The sequence below is a fragment of the Pseudomonas sp. ADAK7 genome (assembly GCF_012935675.1).
GTDB lineage: Bacteria > Pseudomonadota > Gammaproteobacteria > Pseudomonadales > Pseudomonadaceae > Aquipseudomonas.
On record NZ_CP052861.1, the window covers coordinates 1,855,152 to 1,876,714 of the forward strand.

Annotated in this window: 19 protein-coding genes; all 19 read right to left on the bottom strand. The window is 62.7% G+C overall.

From position 1 onward, the window contains the following. Window positions 1–137: 137 nt before the first annotated feature. The 19 genes from HKK53_RS08535 to mnxG all read right to left on the bottom strand — a co-directional run bounded on the left by HKK53_RS08535 (window position 138) and on the right by mnxG (window position 21,545). Complete coding sequence (locus tag HKK53_RS08535; protein ID WP_169370450.1) at window positions 138–998, bottom strand: CsgG/HfaB family protein; 861 nt, start codon at window positions 996–998, stop codon at window positions 138–140. A gap of 30 nt (window positions 999–1,028) precedes the next feature. Continuing rightward, a complete protein-coding gene (locus HKK53_RS08540; protein ID WP_169370451.1) occupies window positions 1,029–1,448 on the bottom strand; it encodes a curli assembly protein CsgF in 420 nt (139 codons plus the stop codon). Further along, the gene (gene csgE, locus HKK53_RS08545; RefSeq protein WP_169370452.1) at window positions 1,445–1,834 is read right to left on the bottom strand and encodes a curli production assembly/transport protein CsgE; all 390 of its coding nucleotides are present in this window, start codon (window positions 1,832–1,834) and stop codon (window positions 1,445–1,447) included. Before csgE ends, HKK53_RS08540 begins: the two co-directional genes overlap by 4 nt. Continuing rightward, window positions 1,831–2,367, bottom strand: a complete 537-nt coding sequence (locus HKK53_RS08550) for a type II secretion system protein (RefSeq protein WP_169370453.1) — start codon at window positions 2,365–2,367, stop codon at window positions 1,831–1,833. The genes csgE and HKK53_RS08550 overlap by 4 nt, the downstream gene beginning before the upstream one ends. Next, complete coding sequence (locus HKK53_RS08555) at window positions 2,342–2,716, bottom strand: type II secretion system protein (protein ID WP_169370454.1); 375 nt, start codon at window positions 2,714–2,716, stop codon at window positions 2,342–2,344. The genes HKK53_RS08550 and HKK53_RS08555 overlap by 26 nt, the downstream gene beginning before the upstream one ends. A gap of 4 nt (window positions 2,717–2,720) precedes the next feature. Next, window positions 2,721–3,194 carry a type II secretion system protein gene (locus HKK53_RS08560; protein WP_169370455.1) on the bottom strand — a complete coding sequence of 158 codons (474 nt, stop codon included), beginning with the start codon at window positions 3,192–3,194 and terminating at the stop codon, window positions 2,721–2,723. Between the two features lie 2 nt (window positions 3,195–3,196). Beyond that, complete coding sequence (locus HKK53_RS08565; protein ID WP_169370456.1) at window positions 3,197–5,029, bottom strand: secretin N-terminal domain-containing protein; 1,833 nt, start codon at window positions 5,027–5,029, stop codon at window positions 3,197–3,199. After that, entirely contained in the window at window positions 5,026–5,532 is a 507-nt protein-coding gene (locus tag HKK53_RS08570; RefSeq protein WP_169370457.1) for a hypothetical protein, read from the bottom strand. Before HKK53_RS08570 ends, HKK53_RS08565 begins: the two co-directional genes overlap by 4 nt. Continuing rightward, window positions 5,532–6,080, bottom strand: coding sequence for a GspMb/PilO family protein (locus HKK53_RS08575; RefSeq protein ID WP_169370458.1), 549 nt, complete (start codon window positions 6,078–6,080; stop codon window positions 5,532–5,534). Before HKK53_RS08575 ends, HKK53_RS08570 begins: the two co-directional genes overlap by 1 nt. Next, window positions 6,067–6,612 (bottom strand): PilN domain-containing protein, encoded by a 546-nt coding sequence (locus HKK53_RS08580; RefSeq protein ID WP_169370459.1) that lies wholly within the window; start codon window positions 6,610–6,612, stop codon window positions 6,067–6,069. Before HKK53_RS08580 ends, HKK53_RS08575 begins: the two co-directional genes overlap by 14 nt. Before the next feature lies 1 nt (window position 6,613). Continuing rightward, a complete protein-coding gene (locus HKK53_RS08585; protein ID WP_169370460.1) occupies window positions 6,614–7,417 on the bottom strand; it encodes a hypothetical protein in 804 nt (267 codons plus the stop codon). Next, window positions 7,398–9,104: a GspE/PulE family protein gene (locus HKK53_RS08590; RefSeq protein WP_169370461.1), complete on the bottom strand. Its 1,707-nt coding sequence runs from the start codon at window positions 9,102–9,104 to the stop codon at window positions 7,398–7,400. Before HKK53_RS08590 ends, HKK53_RS08585 begins: the two co-directional genes overlap by 20 nt. Before the next feature lie 84 nt (window positions 9,105–9,188). Further along, complete coding sequence (locus HKK53_RS08595) at window positions 9,189–9,719, bottom strand: response regulator (protein WP_169370462.1); 531 nt, start codon at window positions 9,717–9,719, stop codon at window positions 9,189–9,191. A 221-nt stretch (window positions 9,720–9,940) separates the two neighbouring features. Further along, on the bottom strand, window positions 9,941–10,888 hold the full coding sequence (locus HKK53_RS08600; protein WP_169370463.1) for a peptidylprolyl isomerase: 948 nt from the start codon (window positions 10,886–10,888) through the stop codon (window positions 9,941–9,943). Between the two features lie 15 nt (window positions 10,889–10,903). Then, the gene (locus HKK53_RS08605; protein WP_169370464.1) at window positions 10,904–12,445 is read right to left on the bottom strand and encodes a cytochrome c/ABC transporter substrate-binding protein; all 1,542 of its coding nucleotides are present in this window, start codon (window positions 12,443–12,445) and stop codon (window positions 10,904–10,906) included. A 9-nt stretch (window positions 12,446–12,454) separates the two neighbouring features. Then, window positions 12,455–13,075, bottom strand: a complete 621-nt coding sequence (locus HKK53_RS08610) for an SCO family protein (RefSeq protein ID WP_169370465.1) — start codon at window positions 13,073–13,075, stop codon at window positions 12,455–12,457. Next, complete coding sequence (locus tag HKK53_RS08615; protein WP_169370466.1) at window positions 13,072–13,725, bottom strand: SCO family protein; 654 nt, start codon at window positions 13,723–13,725, stop codon at window positions 13,072–13,074. Before HKK53_RS08615 ends, HKK53_RS08610 begins: the two co-directional genes overlap by 4 nt. A 13-nt stretch (window positions 13,726–13,738) precedes the next feature. Beyond that, window positions 13,739–15,691 (bottom strand): YncE family protein, encoded by a 1,953-nt coding sequence (locus tag HKK53_RS08620; protein ID WP_169370467.1) that lies wholly within the window; start codon window positions 15,689–15,691, stop codon window positions 13,739–13,741. Window positions 15,692–15,749: 58 nt separating this feature from the next. Further along, window positions 15,750–21,545: a manganese-oxidizing multicopper oxidase MnxG gene (gene mnxG, locus HKK53_RS08625; protein WP_169370468.1), complete on the bottom strand. Its 5,796-nt coding sequence runs from the start codon at window positions 21,543–21,545 to the stop codon at window positions 15,750–15,752. Between the last annotated feature and the right edge of the window lie 18 nt (window positions 21,546–21,563).

The following is a 21,563-nucleotide window of genomic DNA, read 5'->3' on the forward strand; positions in this document are numbered from 1 at the left end:
CGTACCAGTCGCCGTTACCGCAGGAATGGATATGTACTCGGTCAGCAAGAACTGGGTCGGCTATTTGGCCGCCAAGGGCAGGATCAAAAGATCGCAGCCTTCGGCAGCTACAGAGGCAAGCGCCAGGGACTACTGGGTTATTCGCTCTCCGGATCCACCTTGTTCTGAGTCAGGTAGCGATTCAAGGTCTCATCCTGCACCGGCGTGGAGTTGTCCCCCGCCACTTGCCACAAATGCCGCTCGATCCCCTGGGCCAACAAATGCCCCACGGCCGATTCGATCGCCGACAACACACACAACTGCGCCGGCTCATTGGTGGTGTAACCCACCTCAGCCTCAAGCAATTTCTTGAACTCGATAAACTTGAACACCCCGGCACTGCGCCCGACGGAGTAAATGGTCTTGCTGGTCATGACGTTGGCCAACACCTGCCCGCTGCGCACATCCACCGCCCGCAGGTTCACCGAGACCTGGTCGACCCGATACTCCCGGGAGATATCGATCCCCAGGTACCGCGCCCCTTCCCCGCCACTGCGCACGTTGGTGTCGTAGGCGATGATGCCGCCTTCGAGCATCAAATTCGCCGCCTGCAACGGTGGAAGCTCACCCTGAATGTTCACCGGCGTATTCGCCTTTTTCTGCGAGGCGCGGATGATTTTGCGTTCAGTCAGCAGGTTCTGCAGCCCTTCGCGTTCCAGCACCACAAACCAGCCGCTGGCCTGCAACGCATCCATCAACATGCTCGCCGCGCCTTGGGTCACGCTGGTGGAAAACGAGCTGGCCGGGGTCGGTTTGTATTGCCCGGTCTGGTCGCGGAAGCCGTACACCACCGCCATCAAGCGGCCTTTGGGCCGTGGCATTTTCAGCAAGTCGTAGTAGGTCGACGCCCGTGGTGTGAGGGTCGGTGATTCGGTGTCCTGCTCGGCCGGCATGGTGTCGCGCAAGCTGCAACCCTGTAATGCCGCCAACATCAGCCCTAGCACAATTATATTTTTCATGTCCTTCACTCCCCGGTAGCCGAATCCCTTTCAAGGGTTGAGGCCGTTCACCTGAATTTCCGAAACTTCACCGCTCGCTCGGTCGGTCACTTCAATGCTCAGTGCGCCGGAGTCGTCGATGACGTTGACGATAAAACTGTCGGTGGACAGGCTCCCCGTGTTGCCCGTGGAGATGTTGTCCAGCAGTTGCCCGAGCAACCGCGATTGCAATTGACTGGTGAACCGCTCCAGTGCCGATGTGCCGGCAATCGCCGTGCGGTCTTTCAGGTCGGGGTCGTCGTAGTCGTTCTGCGCCTGGGCGTTGTTGAGCAGCCAGGTACCGTTCAACGGGTTGCCGCCGAACGACGGGTTGATCGGCGTGTAGACCAGCTCGGTAGCGTGGACCAGGCCGCAACTGCCCAGCCCGACAAGCCACAGTCCGGTGCGCTGTGAGAACGTTTTCTTGTTCATAATTCGTCCTTCTCCAGGTCGGTGGTGTCCTGCAATAACGTTTCCAGCTTGCGCTGGACGATTTGTCGGCGAACCCAGTCGGCGGCGTCGTACGCCTCGTCCTTGAGTTCCACGGTGTTCGGCGGCAGGAAGCGCCGGTAAACCAGGCGTTGCTGATATTCAACGGTCACCAGGCTGCCCCAACGGGCCGAGGGTCGTTCGCGCACCACCAGGTTGAAATCCATCGGGCTGGTGGCGCGCAGGCGTTCACTGAACGAGTAATAAAAGTCGTGGCCGATGTGCGAAATCGTGTCGTCAACGATGAAGCCCTTCATTTCGTCCTCCTCGTCGGCCGAGGCCAAGGGGGCGATCAATATCAGCAGCAACGCCAGGCAATATCTGTTCATGGCGTTAACGCCTGAGGGGTCATCGACTGAGGTTTGGGCCCGGACGCGCCATCGAGAAAGGCTTTCTCGGCCACGAACTGCCAATCCTTGTAGCTGGCCATGCCGACGAAATCCGACCATTGGCTGGGGAAATTCGTCTGTTTCAGCGGTGTGTCCGTCGAAGGGCTGTAGAGACCGGTGATGCGCCCGTCGAAACCGCGCATCAGTTGCCATTCGCCGCCGCCAATCGGGTCCGGGTAGAGCTGGCGCAGATGATGTTTGGGCGAGGGAAAACGCTCGTCCTGCAACAGGTCCGCCAGGTCTTTCGGGTACTGCGCCAACCCCGGCGAGCTGCGGTAATAGCTGCGCAGCGCCTGGGCGTATTGGGTACCGACCCACAGCAACTGGCGTTCACGATCACGCCGCGAAGCGGTGGACCACAACTCCCCGGCACTGGCCAGGCCCATGCCCATCAGCACGATCAGAAACAACACACCCAGGTAGGTGAACCCGCCCTCGCTGGCGGGGCTACCACTCGGAATAAAGGCTGCCATCACGCGCCCTCCCGGTAGCACCGCTTTTGATATCGGCCACCGCGCCCGGCACGCCGTCCGGCGGCCCGACCAGGACCCAGAGGTCCTTGCGTTCGGCAATCGGGTCCACCGGCGGATTGCGCAAGTAACGCTGTTCCACCAATTGCTCGATGGAATCGGGGTAGCGCCCGGTGTCGCCGTAGTAGTGATCCAGCGCCTCGCGCATCGCCGACAGGCTCTGGCGCAAGGTGGTTTCTTTCGAGACTTCCAGACTGGTGAAATAGCGAGGCAAGGCAATGGTCATCAGGGTCGCGATGATTGCCATGACCACCATCAATTCCAGCAGGGTAAAACCTTTTTCCCGGCGCATAGGTTCACCACTCGCGGTAGGCAATGCCGTTGAGGCCTTTGCCCCGGGCTTTGGAGTAGACGTCAAACACGTCTTCGCCTTCCCGTGGGTTTTGAGCCGTACTGTCGTAGGAGCGCACGCCCCAGCCACCTTCATCGTTACGCTTGACCGCCATCAACGGGTCATGGGGCACCCGGCGCAAAAAGTAGAACTTGGCACCCTTGGCACTGCGCACATCGCGCACGCCGTCCACCAGCACTTGCAGGTTCGGCGGGTAGCCGCTGCTGTTCAGCGACTTCTCGATGTAGCCGGCGTCGAAGGCGCGTTTGTAGGCGTCGATGGCGTCGCGGATCTGGTACAGCGCCGCGCGCATGTCCTGCTCCTTGCCCCGGCGCACCACGGTTTCGGTCAGGGGCGCGGCCATGCCGGCCAACAAGCCGATCAGGGCCAGCGTCACCACGACTTCAATCAAGGTAAAACCGCGTTGGGAGGCGTTCATGATCAAGGCTTCTCGACAACAACGTGGGCGGACGAGGCGACCGGTGTGGTCATGACTTCGGTGTGAACCGCCGTGTCCACGCCACGATCAGGTGCCTGGATGTGCATGCTGGTTTCGGTGCCGGTCTGGAACTCCATGTCCGACGGGCTCTGGTACGGCAGGTTGCGCACAATGCGCGGGGTGATCGACAACACCAGTTCCGACTTGCCGACGGTGTCCTTGTTGCTGCCGAACAAACGGCCCAGTCCAGGAATGTCGCCAAGGCCCGGAATCTTGTTGCCGGTGGCGCCATGGTCGTTGCGCATCAGGCCGGCGAGGATCTGTGTTTCGCCGTCATGCAAACGCAAGGTGGTCTGGGCGTTGCGGGTATCGACCTGCACCGGAATCGTGCCCTGGCGGGTCGGCTCCAGCGGCGTGGCGTTACTCACTTCCAGGGCGATCTTGATCGCCACTTCGTTGTTCAAATGCACGATCGGCTGCACTTCCAGCTTCAGACCAACGTCGAGGTAAGTAACGCTTTCAGTGATCACCGGCCCCTGAGTGGACGGCACCGACGTGGCGCTGATGATCGGCACGCGCTGACCAATGTGGATGCGCGCCTGTTCGCGGTTACTGACGCGAATCACCGGGCTGGCCAGGGTGTTGATGTCGTTGTCCTGGGCATTAATCTTGGCTTGCGGCGACGGCGAGATAGAGATCCGGCTGGAGTTGATGCCTTTCAGTTGATCGAGCAGCGTCACCGCCGAACCGTCACTGTTGACCACGCCGAAAGTGTTCGGCCATTGCAGGCCCAGGTCGAGAATCCGTTGGGTGGCGACTTCCATCACCTCCACTTCCAGAATCACTTCGGGATCGGACTGGTCTTGCGACTGCAAGAGTTTCTCGGCCATGCGCACTGCGTCTTCGGTGTCGCGCATGGTCAGGGTATTGAGGCGCTCATCGACGAACACGTCGCGGGTCTTGAGCATGGTCTTGATCATGTTCAGCGCGGTGTTGGCATCGACGCTGGTCAGGTAGAAGGTGCGCATCACCAGTTCCTGGTAATCCTTGACCTTCTGCGGCGAGTCCGGGTAGATCAGCAAGGTGTTTTCGTTGACGATTTTCTGGTGCAACTGGTTCTGTTGCAGCAGCAGTTCCACGGCGTCTTCGATGCGCACGTCACGCACGAAGATCGTGGCTTTCATGTCCGGGCGCAGGTCTTTGTCGAAGATGAAATTCAACCCGGCGACCTGTGACAGCACTTCGAAAATGGTCTTCAGGTTGGCGTCGCGAAACTCCAGGGTTACCGGCCGATCCAGACGCGTGCGCAGTTGCGGATAGGGAATCACGTTGCGGCTCTGCACCAGGCGAATATTGCCTTGCAGCTCCAGGGCGCCGTCATTTTTCGGGTCGAGTTCGAGGATCTGTTTGACCTGGCGATCAGCACCGTAGATGTCGCCCCTGCGCAGGTCGCCCCGGGCCAGTTCGAGTTTGTCGTCCTGGCTGCGCAGGTAATCGAGTTGGCGCAGGGAATCCTGGGCCCGGCGGTTGCTCGGTTCGATGGTCAGCACTCGACCGTAGGCCAGGCGTGCCGAAGGGAAATCCCGGCGCGCTCGATCGGTGTCACCCGCGGTCAGCAGCGCGGTAATCGCCTTGGCCCGACCGGTGTTCAGCAGCAGGTGCAATTCGGTGTCCCGAGGGTCTTCCCGCAGGCCTTCCTGGATGCGTGCCAACCCGGCTTCGTACTGACCTTGTTCGATCAGGTCGGACGCTTCTTTGTTAGCGACCTGCGCGGAACTGCACGCGGCCAGCGCTGTGCTCAGGCACAGGCTCATCAGCAAACGGGATCTGTTCATTGCGTGCTCCCCACAGACAAAGTCTGGGCCAAATGCAGAGGCAGGTAGACCAGGCTCAATTCCACTTCGGAAATGCCCTCGATCCGCCAGGTGTCGTCGATCACATCCCCTTTGCGCACGACGTATATTTTTTCGCCGCTCTGCAAAAACACTTGCAGGTCGGAACGGTCATGGAGCTTGCCGACGAACTGGAACGGCATCGGCGGTGCACTGGGGATCTGCACCTCCGGGGTCAGGTTGACGGGTTGTTCGGTGACGCTGGCCAGTTGCGGCGCCGCCTTCCAGCTGCGGGCGGCGAACAGGTCCCCGGATGGGCTCAAGTCCTTGATCGGCGCCGCTTTGACGCTGGCCGTCACGGCTGTTTTTTTGCTTTTGGCGGGTGTGGCCACGGTGGCGACGTTGAGCTCGCCGTCCTCCGGTTGCTGCAAGAACTCGGGCAACCAGGCCAGCGCCGCCGCCACGCCGAAGAACGCCACCCACCCTGCTACGCGCTTGGTATTCATCACGACCTCGACAAGTAAAGGGTCATGCGGATCCGCCCGGTGAGGTCGGTGTCGGCGATCTTCTTGCGCTGGAACTCGACGTCCTCCACCACCACCGCCGGCAACTGGCCGAGCAAGGCGTGCAGGAAGCGCCGCAGTTGCGGATAGCTGCCCCGCACCGGCAGCAGAATCTGATAACGGGCCAGATGAGTCTTGGGGTCGATGCCCAGCGAGTATTCGCCCCGGGCCAAGGTGATGTGTTCCAAAGCGGCCAGGGCGTAGATCTTGTCGATGGCCACCGTGGCTTGCGGCTGCGACGGCAGCTTGCTACGGAAGTCGTCGAGCTGGCGTTGCGGCACCACCGGTGGCGCGATGCTGCCGTCTTCGACCTTGGCCAGGTACTCGCCGGCTTCGCGGGTTTGCTGGCTGAGGGTTTGCAGCGACTGCCAGTCCGGCAGCAACCCGCCGAGGCTAAACACCAGCGCCAGAGTCACCAGCGCTATCCCGGCCAGCCCAGGAATGCCCAGGCCTTGCAGGTATTCGTGAACGATCAGTCTAGGGATTTGCATCGCCAATCTCCCAAGTCGCCGACAGGTTGAATTGCACCGGGTGTTCCGGCACGTTGGCGACGATTTCGTGGCTGAGCAGGGACACGTCCGACAGCTCGTCGCTGGCTTCCAGACGCTGGTGAAACTCGAGCATGGTTTCCAGATCCCGCGCCTCGGCGCTGATTCGCACCTGGCCCTTGCGTGCATCCGGGGTCAGGGTCAGCAAGGCAATGTCGTCGCGCGGCATGGCTTCGAGCATGGCGAACAGGCGTTCCCAGGGCCGCCGCAGTTGCTGCGAGACCTTGCGCATCTCGGCGAGGTTTTGCGCTTGTTCGCGGGTCTCGGCCGGGGTCAGGCCGACTTTGCCGCCGCTGTCACCAGTGAGTTCGCGTTGCGCGTGTTGCAAGTGGCCTTGTTGTTGCGAGGATTGCTGGTCGAGGTGCTGCTGGCCGAAAAAGCACGCCAGGGTCAGCGCCACACCGGCGGTCAACAGGCTCCAGCCCAGGGGACCGGAGCGGCGACGTGGCTGGAAGTCGAGGGTCAGGGCGCGCATGTCAGGCCACCGCCCGGGACATCACGTACAGGCAATCCCGTACGCTGGTCCGGTCCTCTTCGAGGGTTCTGAGGAGCACGCCGGGTACGTCAGGTTGCGAGTCTAGGCGTGCCGGGGCATGCAGGTAGACAGTCAGCGGCCGTTCACTGCTGGAGGCCTGCAACTGGTTTTCCCGACCAATCAGCGCAATGAGCGCGGCATCGCTGTCGCTGCTGCCGACCGAGCGTACCGAGGTCCAGCGCCCTTCCCTTGCCAGCAGCAACACACTGCGCACCGGTTCGGCGACCACGAACAGGAAGTCCCCGGCATCGAAGCTTTGGTCGAAGTGGTTGAACGCCGCCATCAGGTACGGCTGCACCGAACGCAGGCGCAAGCCGCGACCGCTGACCAGTGCGCGCAAGCGTTCCAGCAAGTCCTGGGGCAAGGCCGCGGCGATGCGGTCGTAGCCGGCCGGTTCTGCCGACAGCACCAGGCTCCAGGGTTGGCTCGGTACGCCGTAAAGGTCTTCGAAGCACAGTTGGGCAAAACCGAGCAATTCGCCGGGGCTGCTGATCTGGTCGCTCCACGGCACCAGGCAAAAGCGGCTGAAGTGGCCGGAGACCACCACGCTCAACTCGGCACCGGCGCGAGTATGTTCGCCGAGCAGACGGTCGAGGGTTTCCAGGGCGACGGCCCAGGCGTGGAAGCCTTCATCGATAAACCCGACGCTGCCCAGCCAGCGGGTGTCGCTGCCCTGGCGCTGACCGAGGCCGACGCCACTGGCGCCGAGCACGGCGACATAACGATCACGAGACAAAAGTGACACGATTGATCTCCTCGAGCGTAGTACGCCCCGCTTGCACCAGTTCCAGCGCCGACTCGCGCAACAAGCGCAAGCCACGTTTGCAGGCGTGGGCCTTGATTTTCGAAACAGGTTGGCGCTCGACGATCATCTGCCGCAGCTCGTCGTCGAGGTGCAGCAGTTCGGCAATCGCCGTGCGCCCGCGGTAACCGGTGCCCCGGCAATGGCCGCAGCCCTTGCCGTGGACGAAGTGGTAATGAGCGACGTGTTGCGGGTCGAGCCCGGACAGTTGCAGCTCTTCCTCGCTCGGCTGGTGCGGTGCGCTGCAACTGGCGCACACCAGGCGAATCAGGCGCTGAGCGAGCACCGCGTTGAGCGCCGAAACCAGGCTGTAGGGGTCGATTTCCATCTGCGTGAAGCGGCCGATCACATCGAACACGTTGTTGGCGTGAATGGTGGTGAACACCAGGTGCCCGGTGAGGGCCGATTGCACGGCGATCTGCGCGGTGTCCGGATCACGGATTTCACCGACCATGATCTTGTCCGGGTCGTGGCGCAGGATCGAGCGCAAGCCACGGGCGAAGGTCAGGCCTTTTTTCTCATTGACCGGGATTTGCAGCACGCCCGGCAGTTGATATTCCACCGGATCTTCAATGGTGATGATCTTGTCCACGCCGTGGTTGATCTCGGTGATCATCGCGTAGAGGGTGGTGGTCTTGCCGCTGCCCGTCGGGCCGGTCACCAGCACCATGCCGTAGGGTTCGGCAGCCAGGCGGCGCAGTTGTTTGAGGGTTTCTTCTTCAAAGCCCAGGGCCTGCAACTGCACGCCGCTGACTTTGTCGGCGAGGTCCTGTTTGTCGAGCACCCGCAGCACGGCGTCTTCACCGAAAATGCTCGGCATGATCGACACCCGGAAGTCGATCTGCCGGCCGCTGATACCGATTTTGAAGCGACCGTCCTGGGGCACGCGTTTTTCGCCGATGTCCAGTTCGGCCATGACCTTGACTCGGGAAATGACCTGCTCGGCGAACTCGTTGCCCTGGATCTTGCTGATGTTGTTGAGCACGCCATCGATGCGGTACTTGATCACCAAACCGCTGCCGGTGGTGCCCAAGTGGATGTCGCTGGCGTGCATTTTCAGCGCGTCGTAGAGCGTCGAGTTGACCAGTTTGACGACGACGCTCGCGTCTTCGCTGATGCTGGTCAGGGACAGGCTTTGCAGGTTGTCGATCTCGACGCCGGCATCGGCCTGGGCGTTGAGCGATTCCACGGCGTGGAAGCTTTCTTCGTGACGGGCCAGGTAGGCTTTCAAGTCGTCGGCATGCACCAGGTAGAGCGGCGCGCCGTGCAGGCAATCGTCGATCCAGGCCAGGCGCGCGGTGTCGAACGGGTCGGCAAACACACCGATCACCGCGTCGTCATGGCGCAGCAGGATGAATTCACGCTTGAGGCATTGGGCCAGGGTTACCCGGTCGAATACCGGGGTGGCGCGAAACAGCGTGTCGGTGTCGAGCACCGGGTAATGCAGGGTGGCGCCGAGGCGGTGGATGAAAGGCATGGCAGCCAGTTCGCACAACACCCCGAGGGCGTCGAGGACCCGTTCGCCGGAGCTGGCGGCTCGCAAGCGTGCCTGGGTTAATTGCTCACTGGAAAAGCATGAAGGTACAGCGTCCAACGGTGCCGGTTCGACGGCCAGTGATAGACGTTCCATGGCTTGCTCTCCAACGCCGGGGGCTTAGAGCCCTGTCGGCGCGGCAGGCCATTGCGGCGGGAGCCGGAACGTCGTGTCGCGCCATTACTCCCCGGTGAGCAATTGTTCGTCGTCCGGCGCCAGCGAGGCCGATGTTCGTCGGCGATCCGCCAGCACCCAACTGCCGTCGTACAACTGCAGCGGGAAGCTCTCAGTCCTGCTCTGGCGTCGTTCGACAAAACCTTCGGAGGTGCTCACGCCCGTTTTGGCTTCGCGCTCCATCCCCAGAAGGTCGCAGACTGCACGGGCCAATTCCGCCAATGGAAAAGGTTTGAACAGGATATGGCTGACACCTAGCTGTCGGGCCCGCTCACAGACTTCAGCGGTTGGGTGCCCGGTAATCAGCACAAAATGACAATTCCTGTTCTGGCGGACGGCATCGAGCACCTGAAAGCCTTCCATATCCGGCAAGCGGTAATCGAACACCATCACATCGGGTGCAAAACGTTCGGCTTCGCCGATTGCCATGGCACCGTCGTGAGCTATCCGGACTTCCAACGCCTGCGCCTGAAGGTAATCCTTGAGGTTTTCGGCAAGCAGTTGTTCGTCTTCGACAACCAGTACTTTGTTTAACAAGGTCGACTCCTTGAAACCGCAGGTCCGAGTACCGAGCCTGGTGGAGTGTGTGCCTTACAAGGGCTAACGCACACTTCATGCCAGGCCGAGCGCCGGTATTTTTATCGCTTCATGTCCTTGAATTTGAAGACAATGCCATGTCGTCCAGAATCCCCTCCCCCCAAAGACGGGGAAGCGCATGGATTGGCACTGAAGCTTTTCCCCAGTATTGGGGGGAACGTTCAATCATCGTCAATCCGCTCGATTCGATTGCTGGAACGCAGTTGCGCCAGAACGTCTCGACGAGCCTGGGCCTTTTGCTGTCGGGCAAGGTACACCCGAACCGTTGCAAGCCCCTGCTCCTCTGTGACATCTGCCGCCTCCTGGTGGTTCTGTAAATAGATCAAATGCCAGCCGACCGGCGTACGCACCAGTTCACTGACCTGCCCCGGCTTCAGGGCGAACGCCGCCGCTTCGAATTCCGCCATCATGCGCCCGCGCGCGAAATAGCCCAAGTCCCCGCCTGCGCTGGCCGAAGCGTCTTCGGAACCGCTGCGGGCGACGCTGGCGAAGTCTGCGCCTTGGGCGATTTGCACACGCATCTCTTCTAAGCGTAGTCGCGCGGCTTCGACTGTGGCGGCATCGGCGTTTGGCGCGACTTTGACCAGGATGTGCCGTGCCTGGATTTCTTCGGGGCGGCTCATCTCGGCGCGGTGCTCGGCAAAGAACGCCCGGACCTGTTGTTCATCCGGCTCGGCAGCTTGCGTAAGGTCAGCGAACACCTGCTGCGCCGCCAGTTCGCGGCGGGTGTACTCAGTGAAACTGGCCTCGTCAAAACCGGCGTCCTGCAACCGGCGGGTAAACACTTCGGCACCGCCCATGCCCTGGCGAGTCTGCTCGACCTGGCTTTGCACCGTGGCGTCACTGATCTGCACCCCGCGCTTGAGCGCTTCCTGCCACAGCAACTCCTTGTCGATCAGCGCATCGAGGGCGGCCTGGCGCAGTTGCTTGTAAGCCTTGGGATTGCGAATGCTGGCCACCGCCCGGCCCTGGTCTTCCAGGTACTCGGCGAAATAGCGCTCCAGGCGAAATTCGGAAATCTCCTCGCCATTGACCCGCGCAGCAGCCGGGCCGTTATTGCTGTAGGCCATGGGCACCCAGAGGATCAGTAGCAACAGTAGTGTCTTCATGATCGAAGCCTCCGTTCAGGGGGTGGCGGCAATGGGTTTGTAGGGGGCGACCAGATAGAAGCGCTGGTCGGGCAGGTCCACGGTGACGATATGCGCGCCGCTCAGGCCCAGGCGCCGGCCGGGGCCGAAGCTGATCAGCGGGGTCAACCCGGTCGCGAAGTCGTGCAGGCCTTCGAGGGCGCTGATGAGCTTTTCGCGGCTGGCATCGCGCCCGGCCTGTTTCATGCCTTCGCTGAACAGCAGCATCGAACTGAAGGCGCCCACTTGCAGCACCGCATGTTCGCCGCCGAGGCCTTGATGCTCGCGCAGCATCGTCAACGCCGTGCGTCCGGATGCCGTCCAGTCGCTGGGCACGAAGGGATAGGCGAGGAACACCCGCCGGGAAAACCCGCTGGGCACCTGCAGCAAATCCCCCGCCACCTGATTCGACGCGGCGAACAGGTAAGGCAACTGCCCCGCCGTTTGCAAGCGCTCGGCCAGGCGACTGAAGCCACCGCCGGTGCCCAGGTAAAACACCGAGCGCGAGCCCAGTGGCCATTCGTCCTGGGCCGAGTCGTAGGCTTGCAGCCGTACGTCCTGCCAGGCGTGATCCTGCAAATATTGCCCGAGGTTCTGCGCCGCCAGCCGTTGGCCGGGGTCATCCGGGTAAGCGATCAGCGTCGGCCCCTGGCGCACCCGCAAATTGTCGGTGGCGTAGTCGGCCAGGGCGATCAGTTGCTCGCGCAAACCGGGTAGCGGTTCGAAAATCTGCCGACTGGTCCGGGTCGTGCCTTGCAGCGACAGCGGGCCGATCAGCGGCACACCGGCCCGCTCCAGACGCGCGGCCAGTTCTGCGTCCAGCGCCGGGGCCAACGGCGCGATCAGGGCAAACACCTGCTCCTGCTCGATCAGTTGGTCGAGCGCCTGCTCGGCGCTGGCGCGGTCCGGGCCGGGATCGAGAATGGTCAGGCGCAGCGTCCGGCCATGAATCCCACCCGTCTCGTTGATCCGCGCCACGCTGCCCTTGAGCACCGCCGCCACGGTCGCGCCCTCATCGCTCAAGGGTCCCTGGCTCGGCAACAACGTACCGAGGTGCAAACTGTCAGCGTCCAGCCCCGGATCACGGTCATCGGCCAGGCGCTTGAGGTAGGCGCTGAGGTCACGTTGATCCTTCATCGACAGTACGAACCGCGGCATGGCCGGGTCGAGCCGATTATTGGCGGGGTCACGCCCCTCCTGGATCGCCCGGGCCAGACTGCCCTCGGTGTAGGCCGGGTAACTGCGGCCATTGACCTGTTGCTGGCCATAAATGCTGCTGAGCCGCGACCAGTTCAGGTCCGGCGGCCGCACCCCGCCCTCCGCCCGGCCCTGGCCGTCAGCACCGTGGCAATTGGCGCACGGCAGGCTGCTGGCCGGCAGCACAATGTCCGCCGCGCCGACCCGCGCCATCACCGGCTCGCCGCTGCCCGACAACCCTTCGCGGTACAAGCGTTTGCCCGCGCTTTCACTGGGGGTCAGCGGCAACGCGCTGACGCTCAGGCTGAAACTGGCGAGAAGGATCAGGAGGGCAACTTTCATGGCCCGGACTCAGCGACCGGCCACGGGCATTGTCAGCAACTGCAAGCGCTGGGCAATGGCGGCGGCTGGGGCATCGGGACGGATTTTGCTCCAGCGTTTGTTGGCCACGTCACCGACGATCAGTTGCGTGGAATGCTGCTCGGGGGTCGGCACGATCTGGCCGATGCGCCCCAATACCAGGTCCATTTGTGCTTTATCGCCGGTTAAAAAAAGCCAGTGCGGGCCATCGACGCCCTGTTTCAAGGTGTAAGCCTTGAGGACCGCCGGGGTGTCCCGCAGCGGATCACTGGTAAGGGAAATGAAGGTGATGCCGTCAGCCTTGTCGCCCAACACTTCGCGCACTTCCTTGAGCTTGCGGGTGATCAGCGGGCAGGCATCGTTGCAACTGGTGAAAATCACGTTAAGCAGCACCACGCGGTTTTGCAGGGCATCGCTGTAGAAACGCAGGGTGTTGCCGTTCTGGTCTTGCAACGGCGTGTCAGTGAACCAGGTCTTGGCATCGCGGGTGCCGGTTGCCGGCGGTGCGGTGGCGACCGTTGGCGTCGGTTCTTCATGCCTTTCGTGGGAAAACGCTAAAAAGCTGATGACGCAAAAGCACATCGTCAGGAAGATCAAGATCAGGGCTTTCATGGCTGAGTCTCCATGGCAATCGCGGTGTGTTTGGCATGGGCATTGCGCTGGCCGCTGAGTTTTTCCACTTCACGGGTCAGCACGGTCGGGTCGGTGAAGCCGTAGTAGCGGGTCCAGTGGCGGCTGTTGCCGTCGCCGACCATGATCAGCGGCGCATGGTTCTTGAAGTCGCCGCTGAAGGTGCCGAGACCCTTGAGGGTTTCGGTCACCGATTGCGGGGTGCCGGTGAGCCAGCTCCAGCCCGGGCCGTTCTGGAAACTGCGGGCGTAGTCGTTCAGGCGTTTGGGGTCATCGCGCTGCGGGTCGATGCTGATCGACACCAGTTGCACTTCCTTGCCGACCCGGGCGCCGAGTTGCTTTTGCACCTTGCCCATGATCGACGACACCACCGGGCACACCGTGGTGCAACTGGTGTAGATGAAGCCCATGACCACAATCTTGTTGGTCACCAGGTCTTTTTCCAGGCGTACCGGCTTGCCGTTCTGGTCCACCAGCGCGACGTCGGCGAATTTCACCTGGGCGCTTTCCTGAGTCTTGGCCGGCGGCGCGTTGTGCCCGGCGTGTTCATCCGCCGAGTGCGCCAGGGCCTGGCCGATGCCGGTGGCCAACAGGCAGAACGTCAACAAGCCACGGTATGCGAATCGGTTCATATCGCTTTCCTCTTCAGTGAGCATCGCCGGGCAGTACCCGAACGCTGGCAAAGGTCTTGTCGTCGAAACTCGCGCCCAGGGACGCCGCGCGTACATGCAGATACCAGGCGCCGCTCTGGTCGAGAGTCACCGGCGCTTCGTACACGCCGTTGCCGACCTCCAGCGCCGCCACTTCCTGGGCCCTGGAGGTCGGGGCGCGGAAGTAGCGCACCTGCACGTCCTTGACCCCGCTGCGCTGAGTTTTCTGCTTGCCCTCAACGATGCGAAAGCGCACGACATAAGGGTTGCCCAGGTCAGCCGTGGACTTATCGAGCAGGAATTCCACTGTCGGCGCGCCGCGGTGTTGCGCGAGGTTTTGGTCCGGCTCTACCAACGCCGTGAAGCAATGAATGATGTTTGGTTGGTTGAGCAGGAACGCGACGTCGAAGCGCCCCGCCATTGGCAGTTTGATCCGCGCGCTGTACAGCCCCGGTTCGACCTCGCGCAAGCTGCGGTCGATGACCATCGCCGCCCGCGCCACTTGCCCGCGATTGGGGTAGCCGGACATCGGCGCGTTCATGCCTTCGGCGTAGAAGTAGGTGGTGTTGTCCACCGGGTTGACCACGAACACCGCGTTGTCATCCCGGGACACCGCCAGGCTGGAGGCCAGCGGCAAATCACCGGCCAGGCGTGGCGCCTGGGGCCCGGCTTCGAAACCCTGGCTGATCGGCGTGCGGCCTTCGCCGAGGGACGCCAGGTTGATCATCGTCACCTTGGCCGAGGCGAGTCCGCGCACGTAGGCGTAGGCCTTGGTGAACACCACTTGATAAGGCTCGGCGGAGACATCGATTGAGTGAAGTTGCGAATCGTTGGCGGCGTCGATGATTTCAGCGCGGTTTTCCAGGGTGTTGAGCACCACGCCAAAACGCCCATCGGCGCTGAACCCCATCGGGCCCAGGCCCTGGCTCAACTTGATCACCCTTCGCACCGCCAGGCTGGCGGTATCGACCACGGTCACCGTGCCGTCCTGGCCATCGGCGACATACACCGCGCCGGACAGCGGCGAGTACGCCACCGACAACGGGTGCGCGCCGGTCTTGAGTTGTTGGCTGATGGTCAGGCTGGCAATGTCGATGATGCTCAAGGTGCCGTCGTCGCGGTTGCTGACGAAGGCATGGCGACTGTCCTTGCTGAAAGCGATTTCGTGGTGGCCACGGCCGGTCGCGAGGTGTTTGAGGGGTTTGAGGCTGCGGCTGTCAATTACCGTGACGCCGGACTGTTCGGCGGTTTGTGCATTGTTGCCGACCCACAGCAGGCGCTCGTCCGGTTGCAGCGCCAGGCGTACCGGGTTGTTGCCGGCGGCCACCGAGTCAAACAGCTTGAATTGTCCGCTGTCGAGCACTGCCACTTCCCCGGCCGTCGGCATCGAGATGAACACGCGTTTGTTGTCTTTGGTGGTGACCCAATCCATCGGTGGTTGCTTGAGATCGATGCGCGCCATGGTGCTGGTGATCCCGCCGACCGACACCGAAGGATCGACCACCGAGACGCTGGCGTCGCGGTTCATCACCAGCAGGAAGTAGCTGTTCAAATCCAGCAGGGGTCGCGCGCCGATACTGGATTTGAGGAACACCCCGACCCGGGACTTGCAACTTTTTTCACGGCCCTGGGCCTGGTCTGCGGCGAGGGTTTCCGGGTCGAGCCAGGCGCCGGGGTTCACCCCCGACAACGGTTGCCCCGAGGTACTGTCGCTGACCCGGAACTGCACGTCGGCAAAACTGCCTTCGCGCAGCACGCCGTCCTCGGCCAGTGGCTGCACCTTGAAGTCCACCACCACCCCGTCCCGCGTCAGTGTCTGGCCGCTCCAGGTGTCGGGCAGCGCGACCTCGCTGAGCAGCGTCGGTGGCGCCGTGCGCCAGATGCCGAGCCAGATCAGTGCCAGCCCGACAGCCAGTGCGCACCCGGTGATTTTGATAGTCCTGCTCATCACGCGTCTCCCCTTATCCATCTGTCACGCCATGCCCCTGTAGGAAGGCCGTCATCCGTTATGGAGCCGGCGCCGGTTCGGGCTCATTGGTCACCCGCAGCAATCCCCAAAGCCCGGCGGTGTTGCCGTAGGCGCCGTAGTCGCGGAACAGGTAGTCGCCCGGTATCGCGTTGCTGCCCCCGGCGCTCGGGTGCATAAAGCTGAAGTGCGCCGCCGGCAGGATGCTTTCGTGGGCGCCGATGTACATCGACATCGGGTTGAAGCCGAACCGCACCGAGCCCACCCCTGGTGTACTCATCGGATAGCCACCGGTGTCGCTCTTCTCCGACTGGAACGGGTTGACCGACCACACGTGACCATCAAGCTGGAAGGTCGAGCCACGGCTGCCACCGGTGGGCAACATGATGTGCGTGCGGAACGGTTGCCCCGGTTTCACATAGAGCACTGGCGTCTGCGGATCGCCGCCCACCAGCGCATTGCTGTAGGCCATGTGCGCGTTGGGCACGTCGCCGTAACCATGGCCGTCGGCGTGACCGAACGGCGCATCCGGCGCCAGCCCGAAGCGGTACCACAGTGGCTCGGCCCGGTAGTTGATGGCCATGCTCGAGTTGTCCTGTGGATCGGTCGGCACTCCCAGGCCTTCCGCCGCAATGCCTTCCACCGGCCGGCCGTTGGCCCAGCGAATGTTCAGGGCTTTCTGCCAGACCATCGCAAAATCGCGGTAGGTGGTCTGCCCCGGTGCGGTGACGGTCGCAGTCACTTTGCGGGTATCGTCGACCCAGGTTGCGCCGACCGGCAGGATGCTCATCGCACCGCCAAGGCCTTTTTGTCCCTGCTTGATGACGTCCGCCGGGGTGAAGTTCAACCCGCCAAACTCCACCGCCGTGGCGTTGATGTTGTCGACACTGCGACCCAGTTGCGTAATCGGCTTGCCTTCACGCTCCAGGTGCCCGGCATAGTACTGATAGGTCCGCGTCGGGTACGCGCCGACACCGCCAACACGCGGTGGCACGGTCTGGATCGGGTTGGCGCCGACGTTGGTGCCGTCGGATTTGGTGATGTCATACGCCAGCAGTTGCGCGTGCAGGCCAACATGGCTGGACGGGCGCATCAGGTTGTTGCTGAAGGTGGTCGCGCCCAGGCCATCGTTGCGATTACGTTTGACCATGCCTTGCATCACCGCCGTCTGAGTCAGGTCCGGCATGACGATGGGCAGACGGTTTTCCAGCGTAATGTTGATGCAATCACCGGCCGCCGCACGCAGCACCAGCGGTTCGACTGGCACACCGGGTTTGAGCTTGCCGGTGATCGGATCGAGGTCGCCTTTGCGCACATACAGGATCGCCGTCGGGTCATGCAGCGGCCCGCTTTGCCCGCCGATGGTGAACGTCTCACCGTCTTCAGGATCGGTCACGGTGACCTGCGGAATGCTCACGGTCCGCGAGTTGAACACCAGGGTGCCGCCCGCCGGATTCAATGGCCCGCCGACATGCTGGCCAATCCCGGCCGGATCACCGATGGCCAGGTTCAACGGATTGCGCAGGATGTCGTTGGCCAGTGCCGCGACCACTTCATAGTTGCGTTGTGGTGTCGGCCGGGTGCCGATGCCATTGGGGTTGGCGCCGATCCGTGGGCAGATGCCATCGAACGCCACGGTGTTGCGCATACCGGCCGGTTTCGCGTTGTTTGGCAGCGCGAACAGGTCAGCGCGTTGGGCCGTATAGTTGCGCATCACGCCCCAGATCCCGCTCCAGTAACCTTCAATCGACGCGTCCATCGAGTACAGGTAATCCCCGGTGGTCGCGGCCGCGCTGGAGATCATCGACACCGGCGCATTGAAGCCCATCTGCTCGGAGATCCCGATCATTTGCGACGAGCGCCAGCCGGAGTTGGAGCTGTTGCCGAAACCGGAACCGCTTTGCAGCCATTTCACGCCGTGCAGGGTCACGTTGTGCTCTTCTTCGTGACCACCGGCATGCACCCGCAACCGCACGTTGTCACCGGTGTAGGTGCGCAGCATCGGGGTGAACGGGTCGCCCGGTTCGGCACCGCCGCGGTTGATGTGTGGCGGGAACAGCGTGGTGCCGCCGGTTGGGCCGGTGGCTGCAGTCACCAGGTTCGGCGCCAGGTTCATCGCCGGGATCGCGCGGTCGGTACGACTTTGCATGGCGTACGCCAGGTCGCCGCCGAGGCCGTCGGCCTGCATGCCGCGCTTGCCGTCCGGGCCGACCTTGTTCGGGTCATACACCCGCAGGGCCAGCGGTTCGTTACGGTAATTGACCACGAACATGCCAGGGTCATCGACCGAGATCGCTTGCGGGCATGGCCGGCTTGGGCAACCAGGAACTTGCCCGCCTTGCACTTCGACGATCCCCTCCAGCAGGTTGCTGGCGTTATTGCGCACCGGCGGATTAATGGCGTAGCGGAAGCTGTCAGCGGTGGCCGGGAAGGCTTGCGGATTGGGCACGCCGTTAGGGCCAGCGCCCACGTACACACCGGCTTCATAAGCGTGCTGGAAGTCACTGTATTCGAGGAAGAACTCGCGGAAGCTGTCGTTCTTGCCGTCACCATCAATGTCACCAGTGGACACCACCGCTTGCCACGAAGTCGGCCCGCCGTCCTGCCGCGCGCCGCTGTACAACGGCTCGCCGGTTTCGGCGTGGAACCAGGTGGAACCGGCCGGCTCCGCCAACACGGTGGCGTACAAGCCAATCTGCTGGTGAGTCGATGGGCCTAAGTGGTCGTGGGTGAAAATGGTCCCGAGGCCACGGTCGACGCCTTTGGCGTTCACCACCGGATCGACAAACCAGCGCTGCATCGCCGTGCGCGCCCCGACCCAGTCAGCCCGGCCAAATTGACCGAAGTACGGGTGATTCTTGGCTTTCGGACAGGCCGGCGTGCCATCACGCGGGTCGGTGCCTTCGCACTGGTTGAACTCGCGAATGGCGTGGATGCGTTCTTGCACCGCGCCGGGGGAAAGCACGCCGTCTTCGTAGTTCCAGCCGTTGGCCGAACCGTCGGCTGACACCAGGTCCCATTTAGGCAGGTGAATATGCTGGCCGATCACGTCGGTCGGCGTGCGTACCTGATAGTCGTCCATTTCATAGGTGGCCGGCACCAGGTTGGTTTGCTGGTACTGCACGCAGTCGAAGGTGTTCATGCGCATTACCAGAGGCTCTGGCGGACGCTGCTTGGTGATCACCGGCCAGGCGTCTTCCCACAGGGCGAGAATGCGCGCTTGCGGGAAGTGGTAACCGACCTTGTTGTACACCGCGTCGAACTGAATGTTCGCGGCTTTATAGACCCGAGGACGGTCGGCGGTGAAGGTCGAAGAACCGGTGTAGGACATCCCGTCGATCCGTTCGCCACTGGCAAACTCACCGGTGCCGGCGCTGCTGGTCAGGCGTTTTTGCCGATCATCCATGCACGGCTCGTAGTACGGCGCCCCCGCGATCGGCAACGCGCCGTTGGTGCGGAAGGCCTTCGCCACGATTTGATTACCGGGCAGCAGCGCAAAGCTTGGGTGATCCTTTTTCGCGTGGAAGGCCATGGCCGCCTGTTCGACTTCGGTGCCTTCTTCCGGCATGTAGATCGGTTTGGCCCGGGTCACTTCCTTGGAGAAATCCAGGGACGTGGTGATGGTGTGCGCCAGGCCACCGGCAGAGAAACCGTCCAGGGAATGCCGCCCCAAACCGCCGTCCCAACCACCGGACTGCGCCGGGTCTAGGTTGGCCCACAGGGCATTGCCGCTGGTTTTCAAGGTCTGCGCCTTGGCGGCGTCGAGCATGTCCAGCGGCGGCGTTGGTGGGCGTTGGCCGACCGAACTTTCCATGCCGCCGATCCAGAACGGATACCCAGGGTTTTTCAGGCTGCCGTCGGCATTGCGGTTGGCTTCGCTGCGATCCACCAAGGCCAGGGAGCCGATGGCTTGAGGGCCGCCGCTATGATGTTCGCCGTCGTCATTGTCGTCATCATCCGCCACCAGGGTTTCGCCGATTTTCGGCACCACCGCGACCTTGCCTGGCATCGGTGGCATGGCTTTGCCGGGCAGCGGCACCACTGCGGGAATCGGCGTCCCGGCGACAATTTCGCCATCGGGCAAGGCCCGCGCGCCCGCCGCCGGTTTCCCGCTGCGCAAGGCATAGGGTTCGCTGTGATAACCGTCGGCACCTTGTTGCGACACTTCGAGTTTGGTGCCTTCTTCAAACACATCATGAACCCGCCACATGCTCCACATGCCTTGGGCAAAGTGTGGATAGAAGTGGCAATGATAAATAGCGTCGCCGGCCACGCGGTTGCGGTTGCCCGAACCACCGTTGGCGATTTCATAGGTGTAGCCGGCGCCCGGACCGATGCCCTGGGCGTCGACATAATCGGAGTTGTCATCGTTGGGATTGAACAGCCACTGATGCCCGTGCAGGTGGAAGATGTGTTGCTCGTGGCCGTTGTGGGTGTTGCGGAATTTGACGAAGTCGCCGATGTAGCTGTGGTTGACGTTGGCCGGCTCCGACGGGTACAGCGCCATGGTCGCCTTGACCCCGACCTGATCGGCGCGCGGTGTTTCACCGGGACGAATGTTTTCCAGGCCGACGTTGGCCGGTACGTCCACCAGCATCGCCACATCGCCCACGGTGTGGGAGCTGAGGAAGAATTCTTCATAGGCGCAGGACAGGCAATCGTGCATCGGCCCGACACCTAAACGGTTGGCCACCACTTCGGCGCCCATGCCACCAGAGCCGTAGTTGATCATGAACGAGTCGCGGGTCGGCTCCAGCACGTGGGCCATCACCGGGTCCGCCCAATACGCCGGGAAGGCTTGGGTGGCGGCGGTTTCATCCTGGAACTGCGAGGCGAAATCGCGGAACGGTTCCAGCCGATTGGGGATGGCCGGGTTGCGTTTGCCGACGGCTTCCAGCGGATAGGTCGAGGGCGGGAAGCTGCCGTCGGCGTTGCTGCCCATCACGATCGCATCGCTCTCGCTGGAAATGATTTCATTGCCATCGACCATGCTGATGATTGGTATGCCGGCCTTGCCTTCACGCAGCCACGGTTCGCGCTGCGGATAGCGTGCCTGGTAGTCGACAATCGGCTGGCCGGCGGGGGTGCGGCCGCTGCTGGCCAGGCGCATTTCTTCTTCGGTGACGGTGTTGCGATAGGCCCGGCCGCCCTTGGGCACCACCACCACTTCGCCGAACAGACCGTTGGCGACGTTGCCGGCATCGCCTTCACCGCCGAAGGTCGCGCCACGACTGCTGGCGGCAAACGCACCTTCGCGCTCGGCGTACAAGGTGTAGGAACGGCTGGCGCCGGGGGCGATCAAGGAGTTGGCGTTGCGCCCGGTATAGGACGCGATGTCGTCGATGCTGTTGACCGCTTGCAGGCCGTTGACCTGGAAGCCGACGTGACGGTCAGTGACTTGTTCGTCGACTTTGAAGTTTTCGTCGTTACCGACTTCGCCCTCTTCCTCTTCCCCGCTTTCGTGGCTGCCAGGATTGGCCTGGTAAGCCAGCAGGTTTTGCAGGTTGACGGTCAGGCAGTCACCGGCAGCAACCCGCAACACCAGCGGCCGCGGACGCTTGTCGGGGCGCAGCGAGACTTTGCCCGGCACCGCCGAGCCACCCTGGGCCAGGGAGCGGTCATGGTCATCCACTACATCGCGGCGCAGGGCGAACATCATGCCGTTGGCGTTCTGCGCGCCGAGGCGGTTGAACATCAGCGGCTGATCCAACGCCACGACGTTGGCCACCAGATTACGCTCGCAGCGCACTGCCGCGTCGGCCAGCTCGATGCCCAGCATCGACGCCACCAACAGCAGCAACTGAAACATAGATGGAACGTGGAATACGCCAGTCATGATCACAGGCCTCGCTGG

Excerpts from the sequence above, each read along its gene's own strand:
- HKK53_RS08535 (WP_169370450.1), bottom strand. The coding sequence starts at position 998 with ATGAAAAATATAATTGTGCTAGGGCTGATGTTGGCGGCATTACAGGGT.
- HKK53_RS08540 (WP_169370451.1), bottom strand. The coding sequence starts at position 1,448 with ATGAACAAGAAAACGTTCTCACAGCGCACCGGACTGTGGCTTGTCGGG.
- csgE (WP_169370452.1), bottom strand. The coding sequence starts at position 1,834 with ATGAACAGATATTGCCTGGCGTTGCTGCTGATATTGATCGCCCCCTTG.
- HKK53_RS08550 (WP_169370453.1), bottom strand. The coding sequence starts at position 2,367 with ATGGCAGCCTTTATTCCGAGTGGTAGCCCCGCCAGCGAGGGCGGGTTC.
- HKK53_RS08555 (WP_169370454.1), bottom strand. The coding sequence starts at position 2,716 with ATGCGCCGGGAAAAAGGTTTTACCCTGCTGGAATTGATGGTGGTCATG.
- HKK53_RS08560 (WP_169370455.1), bottom strand. The coding sequence starts at position 3,194 with ATGAACGCCTCCCAACGCGGTTTTACCTTGATTGAAGTCGTGGTGACG.
- HKK53_RS08565 (WP_169370456.1), bottom strand. The coding sequence starts at position 5,029 with ATGAACAGATCCCGTTTGCTGATGAGCCTGTGCCTGAGCACAGCGCTG.
- HKK53_RS08570 (WP_169370457.1), bottom strand. The coding sequence starts at position 5,532 with ATGAATACCAAGCGCGTAGCAGGGTGGGTGGCGTTCTTCGGCGTGGCG.
- HKK53_RS08575 (WP_169370458.1), bottom strand. The coding sequence starts at position 6,080 with ATGCAAATCCCTAGACTGATCGTTCACGAATACCTGCAAGGCCTGGGC.
- HKK53_RS08580 (WP_169370459.1), bottom strand. The coding sequence starts at position 6,612 with ATGCGCGCCCTGACCCTCGACTTCCAGCCACGTCGCCGCTCCGGTCCC.
- HKK53_RS08590 (WP_169370461.1), bottom strand. The coding sequence starts at position 9,104 with ATGGAACGTCTATCACTGGCCGTCGAACCGGCACCGTTGGACGCTGTA.
- HKK53_RS08600 (WP_169370463.1), bottom strand. The coding sequence starts at position 10,888 with ATGAAGACACTACTGTTGCTACTGATCCTCTGGGTGCCCATGGCCTAC.
- HKK53_RS08605 (WP_169370464.1), bottom strand. The coding sequence starts at position 12,445 with ATGAAAGTTGCCCTCCTGATCCTTCTCGCCAGTTTCAGCCTGAGCGTC.
- HKK53_RS08610 (WP_169370465.1), bottom strand. The coding sequence starts at position 13,075 with ATGAAAGCCCTGATCTTGATCTTCCTGACGATGTGCTTTTGCGTCATC.
- HKK53_RS08615 (WP_169370466.1), bottom strand. The coding sequence starts at position 13,725 with ATGAACCGATTCGCATACCGTGGCTTGTTGACGTTCTGCCTGTTGGCC.
- HKK53_RS08620 (WP_169370467.1), bottom strand. The coding sequence starts at position 15,691 with ATGAGCAGGACTATCAAAATCACCGGGTGCGCACTGGCTGTCGGGCTG.
- mnxG (WP_169370468.1), bottom strand. The coding sequence starts at position 21,545 with ATGACTGGCGTATTCCACGTTCCATCTATGTTTCAGTTGCTGCTGTTG.